General features: G+C 69.8%; 20 protein-coding genes. 9 read left to right on the forward strand and 11 right to left on the reverse strand.

Going from position 1 to position 18539, the window contains the following annotated elements; all coding sequences use genetic code 11:
- Positions 1-31 precede the first annotated feature (31 nt).
- From NDI76_RS04355 to NDI76_RS04370, 4 genes are read right to left on the reverse strand one after another with little or no spacing between them, the layout of a single operon-like run.
- Positions 32-1762 (reverse strand): type II secretion system protein, encoded by a 1731-nt coding sequence (locus NDI76_RS04355; protein WP_310922788.1) that lies wholly within the window; start codon positions 1760-1762, stop codon positions 32-34.
- A complete protein-coding gene (locus NDI76_RS04360; RefSeq protein ID WP_310922789.1) occupies positions 1759-3777 on the reverse strand; it encodes a type II/IV secretion system ATPase subunit in 2019 nt (672 codons plus the stop codon). The genes NDI76_RS04355 and NDI76_RS04360 overlap by 4 nt, the downstream gene beginning before the upstream one ends.
- 32 nt (positions 3778-3809) lie before the next feature.
- Positions 3810-4292, reverse strand: a complete 483-nt coding sequence (locus tag NDI76_RS04365) for a DUF7311 family protein (protein ID WP_310922790.1) — start codon at positions 4290-4292, stop codon at positions 3810-3812.
- Position 4293: 1 nt separating this feature from the next.
- Positions 4294-4788 (reverse strand): DUF7310 family coiled-coil domain-containing protein, encoded by a 495-nt coding sequence (locus tag NDI76_RS04370; protein ID WP_310922791.1) that lies wholly within the window; start codon positions 4786-4788, stop codon positions 4294-4296.
- A gap of 75 nt (positions 4789-4863) precedes the next feature.
- Between NDI76_RS04370 and NDI76_RS04375 the strand changes: the two genes are divergently transcribed.
- A complete protein-coding gene (locus NDI76_RS04375) occupies positions 4864-5949 on the forward strand; it encodes a tubulin/FtsZ family protein (protein WP_310922792.1) in 1086 nt (361 codons plus the stop codon).
- Positions 5950-6141: 192 nt separating this feature from the next.
- Positions 6142-7320, forward strand: coding sequence for a glutamate-cysteine ligase family protein (locus NDI76_RS04380; protein WP_425498320.1), 1179 nt, complete (start codon positions 6142-6144; stop codon positions 7318-7320).
- A gap of 70 nt (positions 7321-7390) precedes the next feature.
- Here NDI76_RS04380 and NDI76_RS04385 read toward each other — a convergent pair whose 3' ends face one another.
- The gene (locus NDI76_RS04385; RefSeq protein ID WP_310922794.1) at positions 7391-8740 is read right to left on the reverse strand and encodes an alkaline phosphatase family protein; all 1350 of its coding nucleotides are present in this window, start codon (positions 8738-8740) and stop codon (positions 7391-7393) included.
- 149 nt (positions 8741-8889) lie between these two features.
- Between NDI76_RS04385 and NDI76_RS04390 the strand changes: the two genes are divergently transcribed.
- The 3 genes from NDI76_RS04390 to NDI76_RS04400 are packed head-to-tail and all read left to right on the forward strand — an operon-like array spanning position 8890 to position 11571.
- Positions 8890-9327: a DUF5788 family protein gene (locus NDI76_RS04390; protein WP_310923863.1), complete on the forward strand. Its 438-nt coding sequence runs from the start codon at positions 8890-8892 to the stop codon at positions 9325-9327.
- Between the two features lie 4 nt (positions 9328-9331).
- Entirely contained in the window at positions 9332-11080 is a 1749-nt protein-coding gene (gene polX / locus NDI76_RS04395; protein WP_310922795.1) for a DNA polymerase/3'-5' exonuclease PolX, read from the forward strand.
- Positions 11080-11571 carry a DUF5615 family PIN-like protein gene (locus tag NDI76_RS04400; RefSeq protein ID WP_310922796.1) on the forward strand — a complete coding sequence of 164 codons (492 nt, stop codon included), beginning with the start codon at positions 11080-11082 and terminating at the stop codon, positions 11569-11571. The genes polX and NDI76_RS04400 overlap by 1 nt, the downstream gene beginning before the upstream one ends.
- 13 nt (positions 11572-11584) lie before the next feature.
- Here NDI76_RS04400 and NDI76_RS04405 read toward each other — a convergent pair whose 3' ends face one another.
- Positions 11585-12487 carry a cell division protein CdpA domain-containing protein gene (locus NDI76_RS04405; RefSeq protein WP_310922797.1) on the reverse strand — a complete coding sequence of 301 codons (903 nt, stop codon included), beginning with the start codon at positions 12485-12487 and terminating at the stop codon, positions 11585-11587.
- Between the two features lie 196 nt (positions 12488-12683).
- Between NDI76_RS04405 and NDI76_RS04410 the strand changes: the two genes are divergently transcribed.
- From NDI76_RS04410 to NDI76_RS04420, 3 genes are all read left to right on the forward strand, one after another.
- On the forward strand, positions 12684-12980 hold the full coding sequence (locus NDI76_RS04410) for a DUF5789 family protein (protein WP_310922798.1): 297 nt from the start codon (positions 12684-12686) through the stop codon (positions 12978-12980).
- A 21-nt stretch (positions 12981-13001) separates the two neighbouring features.
- The gene (locus tag NDI76_RS04415) at positions 13002-13697 is read left to right on the forward strand and encodes a CPBP family glutamic-type intramembrane protease (protein ID WP_310922799.1); all 696 of its coding nucleotides are present in this window, start codon (positions 13002-13004) and stop codon (positions 13695-13697) included.
- 66 nt (positions 13698-13763) lie between these two features.
- A complete protein-coding gene (locus NDI76_RS04420; RefSeq protein WP_310922800.1) occupies positions 13764-14213 on the forward strand; it encodes a DUF302 domain-containing protein in 450 nt (149 codons plus the stop codon).
- Positions 14214-14233: 20 nt separating this feature from the next.
- Here the strand turns inward: NDI76_RS04420 and NDI76_RS04425 are convergent, their stop codons facing one another.
- Positions 14234-14434, reverse strand: coding sequence for a hypothetical protein (locus tag NDI76_RS04425; RefSeq protein WP_310922801.1), 201 nt, complete (start codon positions 14432-14434; stop codon positions 14234-14236).
- 221 nt (positions 14435-14655) lie between these two features.
- Between NDI76_RS04425 and NDI76_RS04430 the strand changes: the two genes are divergently transcribed.
- Positions 14656-15312, forward strand: a complete 657-nt coding sequence (locus NDI76_RS04430; protein WP_310922802.1) for a helix-turn-helix domain-containing protein — start codon at positions 14656-14658, stop codon at positions 15310-15312.
- Positions 15313-15337: 25 nt separating this feature from the next.
- Here the strand turns inward: NDI76_RS04430 and NDI76_RS04435 are convergent, their stop codons facing one another.
- From NDI76_RS04435 to NDI76_RS04450, 4 genes are all read right to left on the reverse strand, one after another.
- Positions 15338-15712: a DUF7344 domain-containing protein gene (locus NDI76_RS04435; protein ID WP_310922803.1), complete on the reverse strand. Its 375-nt coding sequence runs from the start codon at positions 15710-15712 to the stop codon at positions 15338-15340.
- Positions 15713-15796: 84 nt separating this feature from the next.
- Positions 15797-15985 (reverse strand): hypothetical protein, encoded by a 189-nt coding sequence (locus NDI76_RS04440; protein WP_310922804.1) that lies wholly within the window; start codon positions 15983-15985, stop codon positions 15797-15799.
- A gap of 37 nt (positions 15986-16022) precedes the next feature.
- Positions 16023-17288, reverse strand: coding sequence for a DNA repair protein NreA (gene nreA, locus NDI76_RS04445; protein ID WP_310922805.1), 1266 nt, complete (start codon positions 17286-17288; stop codon positions 16023-16025).
- Positions 17289-17453: 165 nt separating this feature from the next.
- Positions 17454-18458 (reverse strand): transcription initiation factor IIB, encoded by a 1005-nt coding sequence (locus tag NDI76_RS04450; protein ID WP_310922806.1) that lies wholly within the window; start codon positions 18456-18458, stop codon positions 17454-17456.
- Positions 18459-18539: the final 81 nt, after the last annotated feature.

Here is an 18539-nt window from a genome sequence, read left to right on the forward strand (position 1 = left end):
ACGCTCGGCCGGCGGATGTTCGACCCCGCCGTCAGAACAGGAGCGACGCACCGCGGAACGCGGCGAGGTAGGACCCCGTCGCCGCGAGGAGGGCGATTCCGACCCGATAGCCGACGAGCGTCCGGTCGAGCCCCCGGTCCAGTCCGGTCGAGAGGACGGTCAGCGCGACGGCGAGAAAGAGGACGTAGCCGCCGACCGCCGAACCGAGCAGTTCGGGTCCGAGCGTCGCCGCCCCCGCCTCCGTCCCGCGGTCGGCGAGGGTGGCGTCGACCGACCCCATCCGGGCCGACATGGCGACGGTGGCGCCGCCGACGAGGGGCGCGAACAGGGCGGCGGTGTTCGAGAGCGTCCCCGTTACCGCGGCGAGTTCGCGCCGGGCATCCGACTCGACCCGACGGAGGTCCCGCAGGTGGTCCGCGCCGGCGACGAGAGCATCCCCGGCGGGTCGCCCCTCGTTCGCCGCGACGGACAGGAGTCCGGCGGCCCCCCGCGCCCGCGGACTCGGTACGTCGGCGAGGGCGCCGTATCTCCCCAAGAAGGCCTCGCGGACGCCGACGCGGAGGCGGCGCCGGACGCCGGCCGCCTCGGCGAACACCTCGCCGGCGGGCGTCGAGAACGCCTCGGCCGCGGATTCGACGGCCGCCTCCACCGAGTCGCCCGCGTCGACGCGTCGACCGACGAGCGAGAGGGCGTCGTCCAGTCCGTCCTCGACCGCTCGTGTGCGCGCCCGCACCTCCGCCGCGGGTCGGTAGCGCACGAGCAATCCGGCTCCGAGGCCCGAACCGACGGCCGTCAACCAGTCGGCCCACGGGGCGACGGCGGCCCCGACGACCCACCCCCCGGCGCCGCAGGCCACGGCGGCGCCCAGCGCTCGCGCGGGCGAGGAGGGGACGTCCGGGTGACTCGAATCGATGCGCGGCGGCGCCAGCGCCACCGGTCGTCGGAGCAGAATCCACGCCCCCGCGGCGACTAACGAGAGCGGAAGCAGCAGGTCGTAGACGGCGACGAACAGCGCTGTCGGAACCGAGACGCCGCCGGCGCGGGCCGCCGGGAGGACGCCGACCAGCGCCAACGGAAGCAGGACGCCGAAGGCGTAGACGCCCGTCGCCGGTCCGCGGACGTCCGCCGCGAACGACGCGAGGTCGTCCCGAGTGCCGTCCAGCACGGCGTCGAGCGCGCGGTCCAATGTCCGCTCTCGGTCCGTGGGCCGGGCGTCGGCGGCCGTCTGGAGCAACGAGACCGCTCTGGCGAGCGCCGGGAACCCTTCGGCCCATTCGGCGGCGAACGACTCGAACCCCGTGTCGGGCGTGCCGCGGGCGCGGCGGACGTGCTCTTCGAGACTGTCGGCCAGCGGTCCGTCGGCGGTATGCGCGGCGAAGGAGGCGGCGCGCTCGGGAACGGGGGCCAGTCGCATCCGGAGCGTCGCGCGGCCGACCAGCGCCGTCGTCTCCCCCAGCGCGCGCGTCCGCCTGAGCCGAGCGGCGGCGCCTGGCAACCGGTGAACGGCGTGCGTCCCCGCGAGTCCGACGGCGAGGCCGGCACAGAGGCGGACGAAGAGGGGGAGACCGGCGAACGCGAGCGTCGAGAGGAGGACCACCGCCAGCGAGAGCGGGAGACAGAGCCCGTACCCCGCGCGGACGACGGTTTCGGCGTCGGCGTCGCTGCCGAGGTACGCGAGCGCCTCGCGCAGGTCGTCGCTCGGGTCGACCGGCCACGGATACAGTCGCGCCAGCGCGTCGGCGATTCGCGGGAGGTCGGTCATCGCGGCGCCCCGGAACTACTATCCTGGGTCGGTAGGTCCTCCGGGCGCGTCCGGTCGGTCGCGGCGAGGCGCGAAAGCGTCCGCTTCCGGCGGTCGAGTTCGGCCAGCACGTCGGCGTAGGACTCGTCGTGCCGGGCCAGCGACGCCACCAAGGCGCTGTCGCCGCGGGCGACGACGCCGGTTCCGCCGGTGTCCCCGTTGTCCTCGCCGCTCCGGTCGTACAGCGTCTCGAATCCGAGCGCGGACTCGTCCCCGCGAACGCCGTCACCGCCTCGGCGGACCTCCGCGACGGCGTCGACGCGTCGCTCCGGGCCGTCGCGGGCGCAGACGACGACGAGGTCCGTCGCCGCGAACGACGACTCGGGGACCGCGAGGTCCGAGACGACCCGTTCGCGGACCGCGGCGGGCGAGTCGCCGTGGACGGTTCCGAGGACGGCGTGCCCGTGCGCGCCGACGCGCATCGCCTCGTACAGCGCGGCGGCCTCCTCGCCGCGCACCTCGCCGACGACGAGGGCGCCGTCGCCGAGTCGAAGCGCGGTTCGGACCGCGTCCGTGGGGGAGAACGACGACCCCTCTCCGAGTTCGGTGCGGAGCGGTTGCACGTCGCGGCCGCCCTCCCTGAGCGCGTCGACCGGGAGTTCGGGCGTATCTTCGACGGCGACGAGGCGCGTCGACGCCGGGAGTTCCCAGAGGAGCGCCGAGAGCAGCGTCGTCTTGCCCGCGCCGCGCGTCCCGGCGACGAGTCCGGTCGCGCCGCGTTCGGTCGCCACGGAGAGGAGCGCCGCCGCCTCGGCCGACAGCGTCCCGGCCGCGACGAGGCCGGGGAGCGTCCACGTCCGGTCGCCGTGCGCGCGGAAGGCGAAGCCGACGCCGTCGCTGGCGGGCGCGGTGACGCCCGCGACGCGGATGCGGCCGTTCGGCCCGCGGACGGTGGCGTCAAGCGCCGGCGAAGCCCGCGAGAAACCGCGTCCGCTGGCGCGTCGGAACCGGGAGGCGAGGGCCGCCGCGCCGTCGGCCGTGAGGCGGACGTTCGTTGGGAGGCGCTCGCCGTCGAGGGTGACGCGCACGGGGTTCGACTCGACGGGCGCGGAGGCGACCACGTCCGTCACGCGCGGGTCGGCGAACAGGTCGTCGAGGACGCCGTTGCCGCGCGTGTGGCGGTCCAGCACGTCCGAGAGCGTCTCGACCGGGTCGTCCTCGTCCGCGACGTGTCGGACGGCCCGGCCGGGGGCGCGTTCGCCCCCGCCGACGACGCCGCGGGCGAGGCAGTCGTACGCCGCGGAGAGGGTCGCCGTCGCGTCCGCGCCGAGGCCGTGCGAGACGGGCGTGAGGTGGTACAGCCGGTCCGCGCTCGTTTCCGGCCCGTCGGTCCGATACAGCCGAACCGTCGCGCCGGTGTCGAGTTCCCGCCGGTCGAGGAGCGTCGCGTCCGGCGGCGGACGGCCGACGACCCGCGACCGAGCGACGGACGGCCCGACGGAGCAGCGGAGTCGGTCCGCGTAGTCGTCCCCGCCTGCCTCTCCTCCACTGTTCCCGTTCCTTGGGACGACGTGTTCGACGCCCGCGACGAGACCCGTTTCGGCGGCGATTCGGGCCACCGGACCCGCTCGACCGGTCGCCCGGCGGGCGGCCGCGACGGGGTCGCGCAGGGCGCGGTCGGCCAGCGACTCGTCGTGGAAGCGCGCGCGTTCGACGAACCGGCCCGCCGCGAGGAGGAGACCGGCGGCGCCGTCGCTGTACGTGCGTTCGAGTCCGTCGGCGCGCGTGCGGACCGCGTCGGCGTCCCGGTCGGCGAGTGCGGCGACGACGGCGGCGCGGCACGCCGGGTCGCGCGCGAGGTCACCCGACCCGGGGCAGTCGTCGGCGTCGACGACGAGTTCGGTTCGGTCCGTACCTCGACCGACGGACGTCTCGAACGAGTGGTGACACCGGCACGCGTCCGTTCCGTCGACGTCGGCACCGTCGAAGACGACCGCGTTCGCGGCGGCGGCGAGAGCGGCGAAGTCGAGTGGCATGGGTCGGCTGGCCGCCTCCCGGTATAAGAAGCTCAGGTGCGACTTCGGCTCCCCCGCCCGACGACGAGCACTGGCGCGTCGCCCTCACCCGTCGCCCGCAGTGACAGCGAGACCGACCGCTCGCCGCGCCCGCGGAGGACGACCGGACCCCCCGGCGTCCGCACCGGAACCGGGAGAGAGAGCAGTCGCCGCGTCTCGCCGCCGCCCTCGACCGCGTAGGTCACGACGCTCCGGTTGCCCGGTCCGCCCGGCGACCCGCCAACGGCGACGTATTCGACCGCCGCGGCGGTCCACGTCGGCCGGGGGAGCGAGAGTACGACTGCTCTCCTCGGCGCGACGGCGGGGTCGCTCGTCGCGTCGCTGCCGACGGCGAGCGCGGACCCGGCGGCCGAGAGGCGCGCTATCGAGGTATCGAGCGCCGTCGCGGTCCGGTCGGCACGCGCGTCCTCGACCGCCGGGAGCGACGCGACGAGCACCGCCGTCGCCAGCACCGCCGCGAGGACGACGCGGAGCACGTCACAGCGCCCCGCGGAGACGGGCGGCGAGGGAGCCGGCGTCCGTCTCGTCCGCGGCCTCCGCTCCCGTCTCGGCCGCGTCGACGGCGGACGAGGGGTCGCCGTCGACGTCGTTCCCGTCCGGGAGGCGTTCGACGACGAGGCCGTCCGATTCCCGGTCGGCCGCCGCGCGTTCGGTCGCCGCGCGCTCAGCCGTCGCGAGGGCGAGGTCCGCGCGCCGCTCGACGGACTCGTTCACCGCCTCGACGCCGCCGAGCAGTCCGCGGACGGCGTCGAGTTCGGCCGTCAGTTCGGCCACCCGTCGTTCGAGTCGACGGATGGTCTCGGCCGTGCCGTCGTCCGCGGCGCCCCCGTCGGATGAGGCTCCGAGGGCGCCTGGGGCGGGTTCCGTGCTTGCGACAGCCTTCGAATCAGCGCGCTCTCCGTCGGTCAGGGCGCGTTCGACGGCGTCGAGGCGGGCGGCGAGCGTGGCGACGTCCGTCCGGTCGTTCGGCATGGGAGGGCTGGCTCCATCATGTCATATAAAGAATTGGTGGGGAAGCTTGAAGGTCGGTACTCTCTACAGAGTGGTATGAAGACCGTCCTGATAGGAGTCGGGCAGGCCGGGGGGAAACTCACCCGCGCGCTGGTCGACTTCGACGACCGAATGGAGTTCGGCGCAGTGCTCGGCGCCGTCGGCGTGAACTCCGCGAAGGCGGACCTCCGAGACTTGCCCTTCGAGACCGTCCTCGTCGGACAGGACCGAGTGAAGGGTCACGGCGTCGGCGGTGACAACGAACTCGGCGCGGCCGTGATGGACGCGGACAGGCGGGAAGTGCTGTCCGCTCTCGACGGCAGCGTCACGGCCGAAACCGAGGCCATCTTCGTCGTCGCCGGCCTCGGCGGGGGGACCGGGAGCGGCGGCGCGCCGGTCCTCGTGCGCGAACTCAAGCGGATATACGACGTCCCCGTCTACGCGCTCGGCGTCCTCCCCGGGCGGAACGAGGGCGCGATGTACCAAGTGAACGCGGGCCGGTCGCTGAAGACCGTTGCCCGCGAGGCGGACTCGCTGTTGCTCGTCGACAACGACGCCTTCCGAACGTCCGGCGAGAGCCTCGAAGAGGGGTTCGACGCCATCAACGAGGCCATCGCGCAACGCGTCGGCCTGCTGTTCGCCTCCGGCGAGGCCGTCGAGGGCGTCGCCGAGAGCGTCGTCGACTCCTCCGAAGTGATAAACACCCTCCGCTCGGGCGGCATCGCCGCACTCGGCTACGCCGCCGCCGAGTCGGCCGAGGACGCCGAAGGCAACATCAACACCGTGATGAGCACGACGCGGCGCGCCCTCCTCACCGGAACGAGCCTACCCGAGGCGTCGGAGGCCGACTCGGCGCTCCTCGTCATCGCCGGCGAACCCGACAAGATTCCCCGCAAGGGCGTCGAACGCGCCCGCCGGTGGGTCGAAGAGGAGACGGGCAGCCTGCAGGTCCGCGGCGGCGACTTCCCGCTGGGGTCCGACCGCATCGCGTCGCTCGTCCTCCTCGGGGGCGTCGAGCGTTCCGACCGCTTGGAAGCGTTCATGCAACGGGCGCGAGACGCCGCGAACGAGGCCGACGAGGCCGAACCCCGCGAGGATCCCGCGAACGCCTGGCGCACCGACGAACTCGACGACCTCATCTGAGCCGCGCCGAATCTCCAAAAGCAGTTCGAACGACAGATAGTACCGGACATTTCTAACCGAACGTGCGTCCCGTAGCTCCTCTCCGAAACGCGTGTCGACTGTAGCGGCGTATATAGTTCTGTTCACGAAGCGTTCTTGTGGGTGGATGCCATAGACGTGTGACGTGTTATCAAACACCGACATAACCGGACGATGTCGTTCTCGGCCGCTCATCGTGTTGGACGCCACGGGACGGCCGTGTCCGTAGACGGCTCCGGCCCGCTTCGGCGGAGCCTCGAAGTCGAGTACTGGGTCGTCGACGAGGAGGGTCGGCTGGTCGAACCCGACGGCCTCCTCGGGGCGGCCGACGGAACCGAACGCGAGTTCGTCGAGCCAATCTTGGAAATAAAGACGTCGCCCTGCGAGACGACGGCGGAACTGCGCGAGGAACTGTACGAACGACTCGGAGCCGTCCTCGGGCGCGCCGACGAACTCGGCAGGGGCCTCGTCCCCCTCGCGACGCCGATGAGCGAGGAGACGGTGGAGGAACTGGACAGCGAGCGGACGCGGGTGCAGAACCGCGTCGTCGGCGACGACTTCCGGTACGTGCGACACTGCGCGGGGACGCACGTCCACGTCGAACAGCGCCCCGGACGCGAAATCGACCAGTTGAACGCGCTCGTCGCCATCGACCCCGCGCTGGCGCTGGCGAACACATCGTCGTACTTCGACGGTCGGCGGTTGGCCGCCGGTGCGCGCTCGAAGCTCTACCGACGGATGGCGTACGGCGACGTGCCGCACCAAGGAGAACTGTGGTGCTACGCCGGCGACACGCGCGAGTGGTCGCGGCGACTCGAACGCCGCTTCGAGGAGTTCCTGACCACCGCCGTCGACGCCGGCGTCGACCGGGCGGCCGTCGAGTCGAACTTCGCCCCCGAGAGCGCCGTCTGGACGCCCGTCCAACTCAGAGAGTGCTTCTCGACGGTCGAGTGGCGCTCGCCCGACAACGCGCTCCCGAGCCAGGTGCTCAGACTCGCCGACGACGTGGCCGGGTTCGTCGAACGCCTCGACAACGCCGAACTCCGAATCGAGGGCAAGACGGGGTCCGTGAGCGACGAGACGGTGGTCGTCCCGGAGTTCGACGCCGTCTTGGAGTACGTCGACGCCGCCATCGAGGAGGGGCTGGAATCGGAGGCGGTCCGCTCGTACCTCGACCGGATGGGGTTCAACGTCGACGCCTACGCGCCGGTGACCCACGAGATAGACGGCCGCGAGACGGTCAGTCCCGAGGAGGCCCGCGAGATTCGACTGACGCACGCCGAGCGACTCGAACGCGACGTTCGGAGCGCGCGGCGGCGGAGCGGTCCGAGCGCGCGGGAGCGGACCGACTGACGAGCGACGAGAAAACGGAGAAATCGAATCGAATTCGCACCGAGCGACGGTCGGACGGTCGGTCCGCCGCTTACTGCGTGAGCAGGCTCGCGCCGTCGAAGTCGGTCCGACTGTAGTCGACCTCCATCAGGTCGAGGATTGTCGGGGCGATGTCGAACAGGTCCGCGTCCTCGATGGCCGCGTCGGGGTCGTCGATGAACAGCGACGCGTTGTCGAAGCTGTGCATCCCGTTGCGGGGGCCCTGTCCGAACACGTCGGCGTCGCCCTTGAACCCGGACTTCAGGTCGAAGCCGTGGTTCGGGACGACGACGAGGTCCGGGGCGATGTCGTCGTGGTCGCCGCGGAACGCCTCCTCCTTCTCGACGACGCGGTCCGCGACCTTCCGGCCGTTCGGACCTTCGAGGTTCTCCAGCATCTCCTTCAGTTCGTCGCGGCGCTCCTCGTACTCCGCTTCGGGGACGGCGCCGCGCGGTTCGCGACCCTCCAGGTTGAGGTAGAAGCGGCCGGGGATGAGCGAGTACGCGAGCGTGTCGTCGGAGATGTCGTCCAGTTGCTCGTGGTCGTCGTCCTCGTAGGAGAGCCAACCCTCCTCTTCGAGGAGCGCGTTGCAGTGGACCTCGTAGTCCAGCGAGGTGAACCCGTGGTCGGAGGCGACGACGAGCGTCACGTCGTCGGGGACGATCTCCCGAATCTCGCCGAGGTAGTCGTCCACCTTGCGGTAGAACTCCATGAACTTCTCTTTGTCGGGGGTGTCGTCCTCGTAGTCTTTGAACAGGAAGTGGTTGACCCGGTCGGTCGTCATGAACACGCCGAAGAAGAGGTCCCAGTCGTCCTGTTCGAGGTAATGCGTGAACGCCTCGAAGCGCTTGTCGATGGTCTTGTGGGCGTTCTCGGCGAACTCGGTCTTGTCGTCTTTGTGCCCGAGTTTCGCGTTCGTGTCGATGATGTAGCCCATCCCGTCGAGGTAGTCCCGGAACTCGTCGGGGTAGGCGGCCTTGTCGACGCTGGGCGAGAGGAAGCCCGAGACCATGCGTTGGACGTTTCGCTGCGGCGGGAACGTCACGGGGACGTTCATCACCGTCGCCTTGCGTCCGCTGTCGGTCACGCGGTCCCAGAGGCGGGTCGCCTGCACGTCGCGCCCCATGGGGACGTACGTGTCGTACGAGCCGTTCTCTCGGTCCTGAAAGCCGTACACGCCGGTCTCGCCGGGGTTGACGCCGGTGGTGAGCGAGGGCCAACACGCCGATGACTCCGGCGGCACGATGCTCTCGATGGCGCCGGCGCTACCCGCGTCCGCGAGGGCCGCCATGTTGGGGAACTCGTCGGGATTGTCGGCGAGGAGACTAAAGGGAACGCCGTCGATTCCGATGAAGGCGACACGCGGGTCGTCTTGCCCACGTAGTCGGTCGAACAAACCCATACCACTCCTTCCGCGGAGACGCCATATGAAGGTTCTTCTACGTCCGAACGCCTGCCGGTGACTGCGACGTCGCGAGAACGGGTCGGGCGGGCGGCGACATCGGGGCGAAGGAGCGAAGTGTGGCCCGTTCCTACTCGGAACCGACAACCGTGAAGGAGTTCGAGCGAAAGCAGTTGCTGGAACGGGTCAACCGCGAGGGCGCCACGGTGGGCGTGGACATCCCCGACGCCATCGACGTGCAGGGCGAGGAGGTCGAACTGCGCGACTTCGTCTTCGAGATAAAGCGCCGCGACACGATTCCCGACGGGGAACGCGAACGGGTCGAGGCGGCCAAGAAGAACCTCCGGCGCGAACGCCTCGAACGCCTCCAGCGCATCGAGGACAACGAGGTGAGCTACGAGGAGGGCGAGCGACTCGTCGAGAGCATCGTTGGCATCGACCGGGCGCTGAACGCCCTCGAACAGTTGCGCCCGGCGGACCTCGAACAGGAGGCGCAGTTGCAGGAGGCCCAAGACCAGAAGCGCTGGATGAACTTCCTGAAGCAGGCGCTCGGCCGCGACAGCGGTTCCGGCCGAGGGGGCCGCTGAGTCGATGAGCCGGAACGACGAGGTGGCGTCGCTGTTCGAGGAGTTCGCCGACCTCTTGGAGGCGAAAGACGTCGAGTACAAGCCGAACACCTACCGCCGCGCCGCCGAGAACATCAGAGCGCACGCCCGCCCCGTCGAGGAACTCGCCGCCGAGGGCGAGGACGCCGTCGGGGAGATACAGGGCGTCGGCGAGGCCATCTCCGCGAAGGTGGTCGAGTACGTCGAGACGGGTGAGATAGGAGAGCTAGAAGACCTCCGCGAGGAACTCCCCGTCGACATGGCGGGGCTGACGAGCGTCGAAGGCGTCGGCCCGAAGACCGTCGCCTCGCTGTACGAGGCGCTCGGCATCACCACGCTCGACGAACTCGAAGCCGCCGCCGAGGAGGGCCGGATACGCGAGGTGAAGGGGTTCGGTCCGAAGACCGAGGAGAACATCCGCGAGAACGTGCCGTTCGCCCGGCGCGCGCAGGAGCGCGAACGCCTCGGCGACGCCCGACCGCTCGCCGACGACGCGCTGGCGTATCTCCGCGACGAGGACGCGGTCGAGCGAGCGGACGTCGCGGGGTCCATCCGACGCTGGCGCGACACCATCGGCGACGTGGACGTCCTCGTCGCGAGCGACGAGGCCGAGTCGGTCGTCGACGCGTTCGTCGAGTGGCCCGCCGCGAGCGACGTCATCGAGGCCGGGGAGTCGAAGGCGAGCGTCCGGTCGAACGGCGTCCGCGTCGACCTGCGCGTCGTCGACCCGGCGGAGTTCGGCGCCGCCCTCCAGTACTTCACCGGAAGCAGAGAGCACAACCGACGGGTCCGCAACGTCGCCATCGAACGGGACCTGAAGATGAACGAGTACGGCGTGTTCAACGTCTCCGAGGTCGACGACCCGGACGCCGACCAGCGGGCGGGCGAGCGAGTCGCCGGCGAGACCGAGGAGTCGATGTACGACGCCGTCGGTCTGCCCCTGATTCCACCGGAGGTCCGCGAGGACGCCGGCGAAATCGAGGCCGCGCGGGAGGGGACGCTCCCGACGCTGGTCGAGCGCTCGGACGTGCGCGGCGACCTGCACACGCACACCGACTGGTCCGACGGCCGGTACTCGCTCGACGAGATGGTTGCGGCCGCCGAAGAGCGAGGCTACGACTACTACGCCGTCACCGACCACGCCACCGGGCCGGGGATGGTCGGCGGCGTCGGCCTCTCGGACGACGAACTCCGCGAGCAGATGGACGCCGTCGAGGCGGCGGCGGCCGACGCGGACCTCGAACTCCTCCACGGCGTCGAGGCGAACGTCGACGCCGAGGGCGGCGTCTCCGTCGGCGACGACCTGCTGGCCGAACTCGACGTCGTCGTCGCCTCGCCGCATGCCGCCCTCGGACAGGACCGCGAGACGGCGACCGAACGGCTCGTGACCGCCGTCGAGCATCCCTCCGTCGACGTTCTCGGACACCCCACCGGCCGCCTCATCAACGAGCGACCCGGCCTCGACGTCGACGTCGAACGGGTCGCGACGGCCGCCGCCGAAGCGGGGACGGCCCTCGAAATCAACGCCGACCCCGCCCGCCTCGACCTGCGCGGTGAACTCGCGCGCGTCGCCGTCGAAGCGGGGGCGACCCTCGTCACGAACACCGACGCGCACGCCCCCGGCGGCCTCGACTACGTCCGGTACGGCGTCCACACCGCCCGCCGCGGGTGGTGCGAGGCCGACGACCTGCTGAACGCGCGGTCGGTCGAGGACCTGCGCTCGTTCCTGCACTGATGGTCGACCCGGACGCCGAGCCGATTTCCGTCTCGAACGCCGACTCGCTCCTTCTCGATTCGATGCTCGGGAAACTGGCGACGTACCTGCGGATGTGCGGCTACGACGCCGCCTACGTCCTCGACGACGGCCCGGACCCCGGCGACGACGCCGTCCTCGAACGCGCGCGCGAGGAGGGCCGGACGCTGGTCACCCGCGACGAACGCCTCGCCGCGCGCGCCGACGAGAGCGTCCTCCTTTCTTCGAAAGCGGTGACCGACCAACTCGCCGAGTTCGCGGCGGCGGGCTATTCTCCGAGGCTCGGCGACCGCCCGACGCGGTGCGGGTCGTGCAACGGGCCGGTCGCTCCCGTCGACGCCGGGGAATCGGTCCCCGAGTACGCACCCGACCCCGACGAACGCCCGCTCTGGCGGTGTCGGGACTGCGGGCAGGTGTTCTGGCGGGGGAGCCACTGGGCGGACGTGGCGGCGCGGTTGGACGCGGTCCGGTGAGAAAAGAGCCGAGTTACTGCTCGCCGCGCGGCGTCCAGCGGTCGCAGGCCTCCATGTCGTCCATGAGTTCCTCGTGGTAGCCGCAGTACGGCACGATGCCGTCGTCGGTGCGGACGTAGTCGAAGTGCGCGCAGTTGCCGCAGTAGACGTCGGCCGGCCGAGACTGGGACTGGGCTTGGGATTGGGATTGCGACCGGTCGCCGGCGGGCGACTGCGGCCCTCGTGGTCCCGTCGGACTCTGCGCCCCGTCGCTGCTCGACTGCGGCGAGGTGATGGGTTCGGGGTCGGTGCCGCCGTCGGAGACGGTTCCGGAGGTGCCCGTCTGCGTCTCCGCCTCCGAGTCGGGCGTGCCGCCGAGGAAGCCGATGCCGCCGAGGCCGCGCGAGCGGTTGACCTCCACGTAGCGCGTCTCGCCCTTCTTCGTCACCTCCACCGTGGCGGTGCCGCCCGGCGCGTTCCGCGTCTTGAAGTTGGCGACGCCGACGAACAGACACCAGAACGTCGTCAGCGCGCCGAGGAAGTAGATTCCAACCGTCAGAAGCGTCAAATCCCCGTAGCCGGGTGGACAGCCGGTCGCCCCGGACCACCGGCAGGGGTAGGCGTACCGGAATAGCGCGACGCCGGCGAGCGCGATGCCCGCGCCGACGACGGCCGCCGCCTTCGCGAGTCGGCTCGACGGGGTGACCGTGAAGATGCCGAGAAACACCATCGGCACGCCGACGCCCGCGAGGATGCCCCCGAGTTCGCGGACGCCCCCGAGCGTCATGTCGCCGAGGAGTAGGTCCGTCGTCGCGACGACGATGCCCGCGACGACGAGGGCGACGCCGAAGAGAAACACCCCCAGTCCGAGCGACAGTCGCCGGAGGCTCGGCCCCGCGCGTTCTCCTGTGTGATAGGCCTCCGAGAGACTGGTCATGCGCGTGTGTATAGTCCCCGCACACAAAACGGTGCGTCAGACGCTCGTATGACTCCCATCAGAGTATAACAACTTCCGTAAAATCGCCCTATTCGGCGGTGCGGACGCGTCTCCGCCGGCGCGGGACGGCGCGGAGGCGTCGCCGGCGTGCGACCGTGTCGAAGGGATTATTGCCGGCGGTGGCAAAGCGCACGGCATGGCAGACGAGGACGAGAACGAGGACGAGGGACCCGTCGTCGAACTCGGCGAGGAGACGCCCGTCGAGGGCCAACCGCTCGCCCGGGTCGCCTCGCGGTTGACGTGGCCGCGCGAGAGATCACGCCTCCTCGAGAAGGAGGGAGACGCCGTCATCCGGACGCCGTCAGGGCCGCAGACGCTCTCGGACGTACTGGACGACGTCGACGCCTCCTACTTCGAGACCCGAAAGGCGTTCGTCGACGAGGTGGAGTCCGTCGTCGGGACCGGTCCCGTCGAGACGAAGCAGACGAGATAGGCGGTCGAAGGACGGTTCTCGGTGTTCGGCGTCTCGCTCTCGCGGCTCCGCGATTCGGTGGCCGGGCTCACGTGGTTGCAGAAGTCGCTACTGACGGGGCTGTTCCTCGCGCTCTTGTGGGGGACGTGGAACGTCCCGTCGTCGAACCTCACCTACCGGGCGTTTCGGGACGCGGTCGTCTTCATCGTCTTCCCCGCCGCCCTCGCCGTCACGCACGGCCGCAATCTCGGCTGGCGGGTGAACCGACGCGCCCTCCGAAACACGGTTCTCATCTCGGCGTTCGTCCTCCCGTTCTACGTCGTCGGGTCGTCGCTGCCGAGCGTCAGGGCGTACTACCCGATGTGGGAGACGAGCACCGCCCTCGCGGCGTTCGTTCCGCACGCCCTCCAGCAACTGCTCGTCGTCGTCGCCGCCGAGACGTACTACCGCGGCCTGCTCTGCGTCGGCGTAAGCGAGGAGTTCGGCTACAAGAGCATCTTCATCAGTCCCGTCGTCTACGCGCTCCACCACGTCGGCAAGCCGCCCATCGAACTCGTCCTCTCGGCGCCGACGGACGTGCTGTTCGGCGCCGTCGACTACGACAGCGACTCCATCCTCCCCTCCATCGTCGCGCACGGCCTCGGCCTCGTCCTCCTCGATTGGCTGGTTCTGCACGACCCGCTCATCCCCACGGAAACGGTGCTCGGATGGCTCCGCTGGCTCCCGATTCCGCTCTGACGGTCGGTCGTGCGCGAAACGGACACTTCCGTAGCTTTTCCCCCGACGGCGTCGTAGTCGGCGGCGATGACGCTCCCAATCGACCCCGAGGCGCTCTCGGACGGTGACATCGGCGAGAAGCGCGCGACGCTCCGGATGGACCACGAGGACGCGATAGAACACGTCCGCGAGACGTTCGCGGAGGCGGGCTTCGGCGTTCCCGTCGAGTTCTCCCCCTCCGACCTGCTCAACGAGAAAGTCGACGCGGACCGGGACCCCTACTACGTCCTCGGCGCGTGCAACCCCGCCGTCGCCGACAGGGTGCTCGACGCCTCCGAGAAGCAGATGGGCGCGCTGTTCCCCTGCAACGTCGTCGTTTGGGAGGAGGAACCGGGCGTCCAGACGGTGTACCACGTGAGTATCATGCGCATCGGCCGCCTCGTGGGTCTCGCGCCCGACGACGAGGAAATGGAGGACATCATCGCCGAGACGGGACGACTCGCCGACGAGGCGTTCTCGAACCTCGACGCGGCGTAGAGGAGTCGGCAGCGCCGGCCTCACTCGTCGGCGGCGCCCGCCCGCCCGGAGAATTCGACGACGACGACGTCCCAATCGGGGGCGTCCGGGGGAGTCCGACACTCCCACCCACCTTCGACGTCGACGCCGTTGTCGTGGGCGGATTCGATGAGCGCCCGCAACGCCGCGTTGAACTCCGAAGCCGTGCGGACTGTTCGGTCCGAGGGACTGGATGGTGACATGGTTTCGTTCGCGTCCGTCGCCGCTTCGGTGGCGTTTCGACCGTCGACCTGTGCTATATCTTGGTACGCAGGACCACGGTATCTTAACACCTGCGCAACCGGTAGTCCCGCTGTGACGTCGGAACCGACTCACCGGACGGCGGTTCGCCGCCGCCTGCATGGTGTACCAAGCCATCGTATCTTGTCGGCATAGGGAGAACTCGCAATCGACAAAGCCGATCATGAGTGTCATCGTGGAACTCTGTATTCAGCCCTCGGAGTTCGAGTTGGGCCGGGTTCTCGACCTCGACTGGGGGACGAGAGTCGAACTCGAAACGCTCGTACCCCTGGGCGAGGACGCGGTTCCGTTCTTTCTCGTCTACGACTGCGACCGGGACCCGGAGGCGCTGTCCGCCTCGATGGAGACGCACCCGTCGGTCCAACGGGTGAGCGTCGTCGACGTCTTTCGGGACCGAGTCCGGTTCGCGCTGGAGTGGGACCTCGGAGAGGACGTGCTCTTTCACGGCCTCGCGGCGGCCGGCGCCCGCCTATTCAGCGCGCGCGGCGCCTTCAACGAGTGGCGACTCGAGATACACTTTCCGACCCACCGCGCGCTCTCATCGTTCCGCACCACCTGCGAGGAGGCGGACGTCTCGCTCGACATCGAACGCGTCTGCAGCGCCGACGAGGCGAGCGCCGGACCGTGGGACGAACTGACCGACGTCCAGCGCGAGACGCTCCTCATCGCCGTCGACGAGGGCTACTACGACATCCCGCGGCGGTGCACGACGGTCGAGTTGGCGGACAAACTCGGCGTCTCGGACCAGGCGGTCACCGAGCGACTCAGACGCGCCATCGTCTCGCTGGTGACAGCGACGCTCGTCACCGCCGAGGGCTGACCTCCCGGCGACTCGACCCCAGTACTCACTCACCGGTCGCCGCCCCGTCCTCGACATCGGACTCGAAGAGGGCGGCGACAATCCGGCGGACGTCGGCGGAATCGGCGTCGAGTGCGACGCGTTCCCCGGCGTCCGACTCCGAGTCCGAGTCGGCGATGACCCTCACCAGACCGGCGTTCGACAGCGCGGGGAGGTGCCAGCGACGCAGCGACGACAGCACCCGTTCGACGTGGTCGTCGGCCACCGCCGCCGAGGGACGACCGCTCTCCCGACTCGCGACGGCGGACGCGAGTTCGGCCGGCGTCATCGCGCCGCCGTGTTCCCTGAGGGCGACCAGCGCGACGAGGCGGCGACTCCGCGCCAGCGTCCCCGTTCCCGTCCCCGCGAATCGTTCTTCCATACTGATGGTACGTCCGGGCCGTCGATAGGAGCGATGCATGGCGTGCCAACCCGTTTATACTCCCCGAGTCGGTGACCGACGGAGTCAGATTCGCTCTTCGAGTCGTTCGAGCGAGTCCGCGATGCGGTTCGTGTCCTCGCGAATCTGGTAGACGAAGTAGGCGACGGCGAGGAGGGCGGCGACGGGAACCGACGCGAACAGTCCGTAGAGGATGAGAGCGAGCAGCGCCCCGGCGCCGCCGGGGAAGCCGACCTGCAGGACGAGCGTGAGCATACCGGCGAGAGCGGCGGACGTCGGAAAAAGCGTTCGTCTACGAGAAGTCGCCGAGGTTCGTCTGGAGTCCCGATGCCATCGTGGACTTCCGCCGCAGGTCGCCAGCGGTGACGGGGAGGTACTCCGTCACCTGCCGGACTGCCGCGGCGAACGTCTCCGCGGTGGCCGACTCCCCCTCGAAGGCGTCTCTGACGGATTCGCGGACCTGCCAGACGCCCGCCGGCCCCCAGTAGTCGTCGGAGACGTGTCTGAGGACGAGCACCTTCGCCTGTCTGTCCCGCCGGTCGAGATGCTCCAACGCGCCGAGGCGGGAGGCGTGGTACGCCCCCGCCGTCTCCTCGACGTAGCCGGTGCGACCCTCGAACCCCTCGCCGTCGGCCGCGAGCCACATCCCCGCCTCGGGGTCGGGGTTCCAGACGCTGCCCGGCGCCTTCATCTCGACCAACTCGAACTCCCAGTCGCCGGGGGCGAGAATCACCCAGAAGGCGTTGCCGAGGAACTCGTTGCGGTGAATCTCCACCGTGTCGACGCTCGGGTTCGTCTGAATTCTTCCTCGTAAGAACTGCCCGACGGTGTCGTCGACGGCCGTGATGGACCACCGCGTGGGGACGAGTCGTCGGTTCTCTCCCTGTCCGAGCGCCCCCGCCGAGAGGATGGTGTTGATGTCGTACACGTCGAACCCTCGGCGGTAGAGGTAGTTCATCGCCCCCTGCGCGTTCCAGTCGTCGTCCTCAAGCGTCTTCTGGACGGGCCGGGGGACGTGCGGGTTCTCCGCCAGGTCAGCGGACCGGGCGCGGGCGCGCGGGCCGGTGGGCGTGGCGATGTCGTCGCGTCCCACGTCGAAGTCCACGTCCGGGCGGCCGTCGAGGCCGATTTCGACGCTCACCGGCCGGTCGGCGATGGCGACTTCCCGCTGGACGCCGAGGAAGCCGTCCCACGCGTCGTTCACGTTCTGCACTTCTGTGGGACGATTCGAGTTCAGGAGGCTCGTGCGCCGCCGGAACACGTCCTCGATGGAGACGCCCTCCTCGTACCACCCGGCGGACGTCTCGTACTTCGCGGCGTCGTCCTCGCGGCCAACGGGCGAGAGGATGCCCGTCGAGACGTTCGGATAGTTCGACGCGCCGACGAAGATGGACGGCGAGACGCTCCCGAACAGCGAGTCGCCCTGCACCGTCTCCTCGAAGCGGTGCTGGAAGTCCTCCAGGTGGTCGAGGATGTCGTAGGACTTCTCTTGGGCGAGGCGGCGCCGCTTCGCGCGTTCGGACTCCGCCGCGAGGTCCATGTACTCGTCGAGGCGCATCTGGTCGATTTTCCTAGCCGCGGCACCCGCTTGAACCTGTCGCGGGCGGGCGGAACGTAGAGAATCCGGGCGAACCGGGACCGCACGGAACCGGTCGTTCGCGAGCGTCCGTCACCGCCGAGAACGGTCGGGGTCGGCGACGCGTTGTCGGAGCGGGACGGGTCCTCAGCCGTGGATGCCCATCGCTTCGATCTGTTCCTGATACCGATTCCGAATGGTGACCTCTGTCACCTGCGCCACGTCGGCGACCTCTCGCTGGGTCTTCTTCTCGTTGCAGAGCAGCGAGGCGGCGTAGATGGCGGCCGCGGCGTACCCCGTCGGCGACTTCCCGGAGAGGAGGCCCTTCTCCGCCGTCGTCTCGATTATCTCGTTGGCCTTCGACTGCACCTCCTTCGAGAGGTCCAGTTCCGAGGAGAACCGCGGGACGTACTTCTTCGGGTCGACGGGCTTCATCTCCAGCCCGAGTTCCTGGGAGATGTAGCGGTACGTCCGTCCAATCTCTTTTCGCTCGACGCGGGAGACGTCGGATATCTCCTCGAGTGAGCGCGGGATGCCCTCCTTCCGGCAGGCAGCGTAGAGCGCGGAGGTGGCGACGCCTTCGATGGAGCGCCCTCGAATCAGGTCCTCGTTCAGCGCGCGGCGGTAGATGACCGAGGCCACTTCCCGAACGGACCGGGGAACCCCCAGCGCGGAGGCCATCCGGTCGATTTCCGAGAGCGCGAACTGGAGGTTTCGCTCGCCCGCGTCCTTCGTCCGGATGCGCTCCTGCCACTTGCGGAGGCGGTGCATCTGCGAGCGCTTCCGCGAGGAGATAGAGCGTCCGTAGGCGTCTTTATCTTTCCAGTCGATGGTCGTCGTCAGTCCCTTGTCGTGCATCGTCTGCGTCGTCGGCGCGCCGACGCGGGACTTCGACTGCCGTTCGGAGTGGTTGAACGCCCGCCACTCCGGACCGGGGTCGATCTGTTCCTCTTCGACGACGATGCCGGTCGGTTCGTGGATGAGTTCCCCGTCGCCGGTCCGGACGAGGTCCTCCTCGTCCATGTCCTCGAAGTCGATGTCGTCCTCGTCCTCCGTTTCGGTCTGCTCCTCGGCGGCGTCCTCGTCCCGACGCTCGCGGTTCCATCGTACTCGATCACCGTCTCGCTCCCGCTGGCGAGTAGGCCGTGTCATCGCATTTTTATACTCGGTATCGCGTCAAAGTTAAATCCTTGGACGAATCCGAACGCGGGGAGAACGCGCCTCCGAGGCATC

Origin of the sequence: Halogeometricum sp. S1BR25-6, assembly GCF_031624495.1 — an archaeon.
GTDB classification, from domain to species: domain Archaea; phylum Halobacteriota; class Halobacteria; order Halobacteriales; family Haloferacaceae; genus Halogeometricum; species Halogeometricum salsisoli.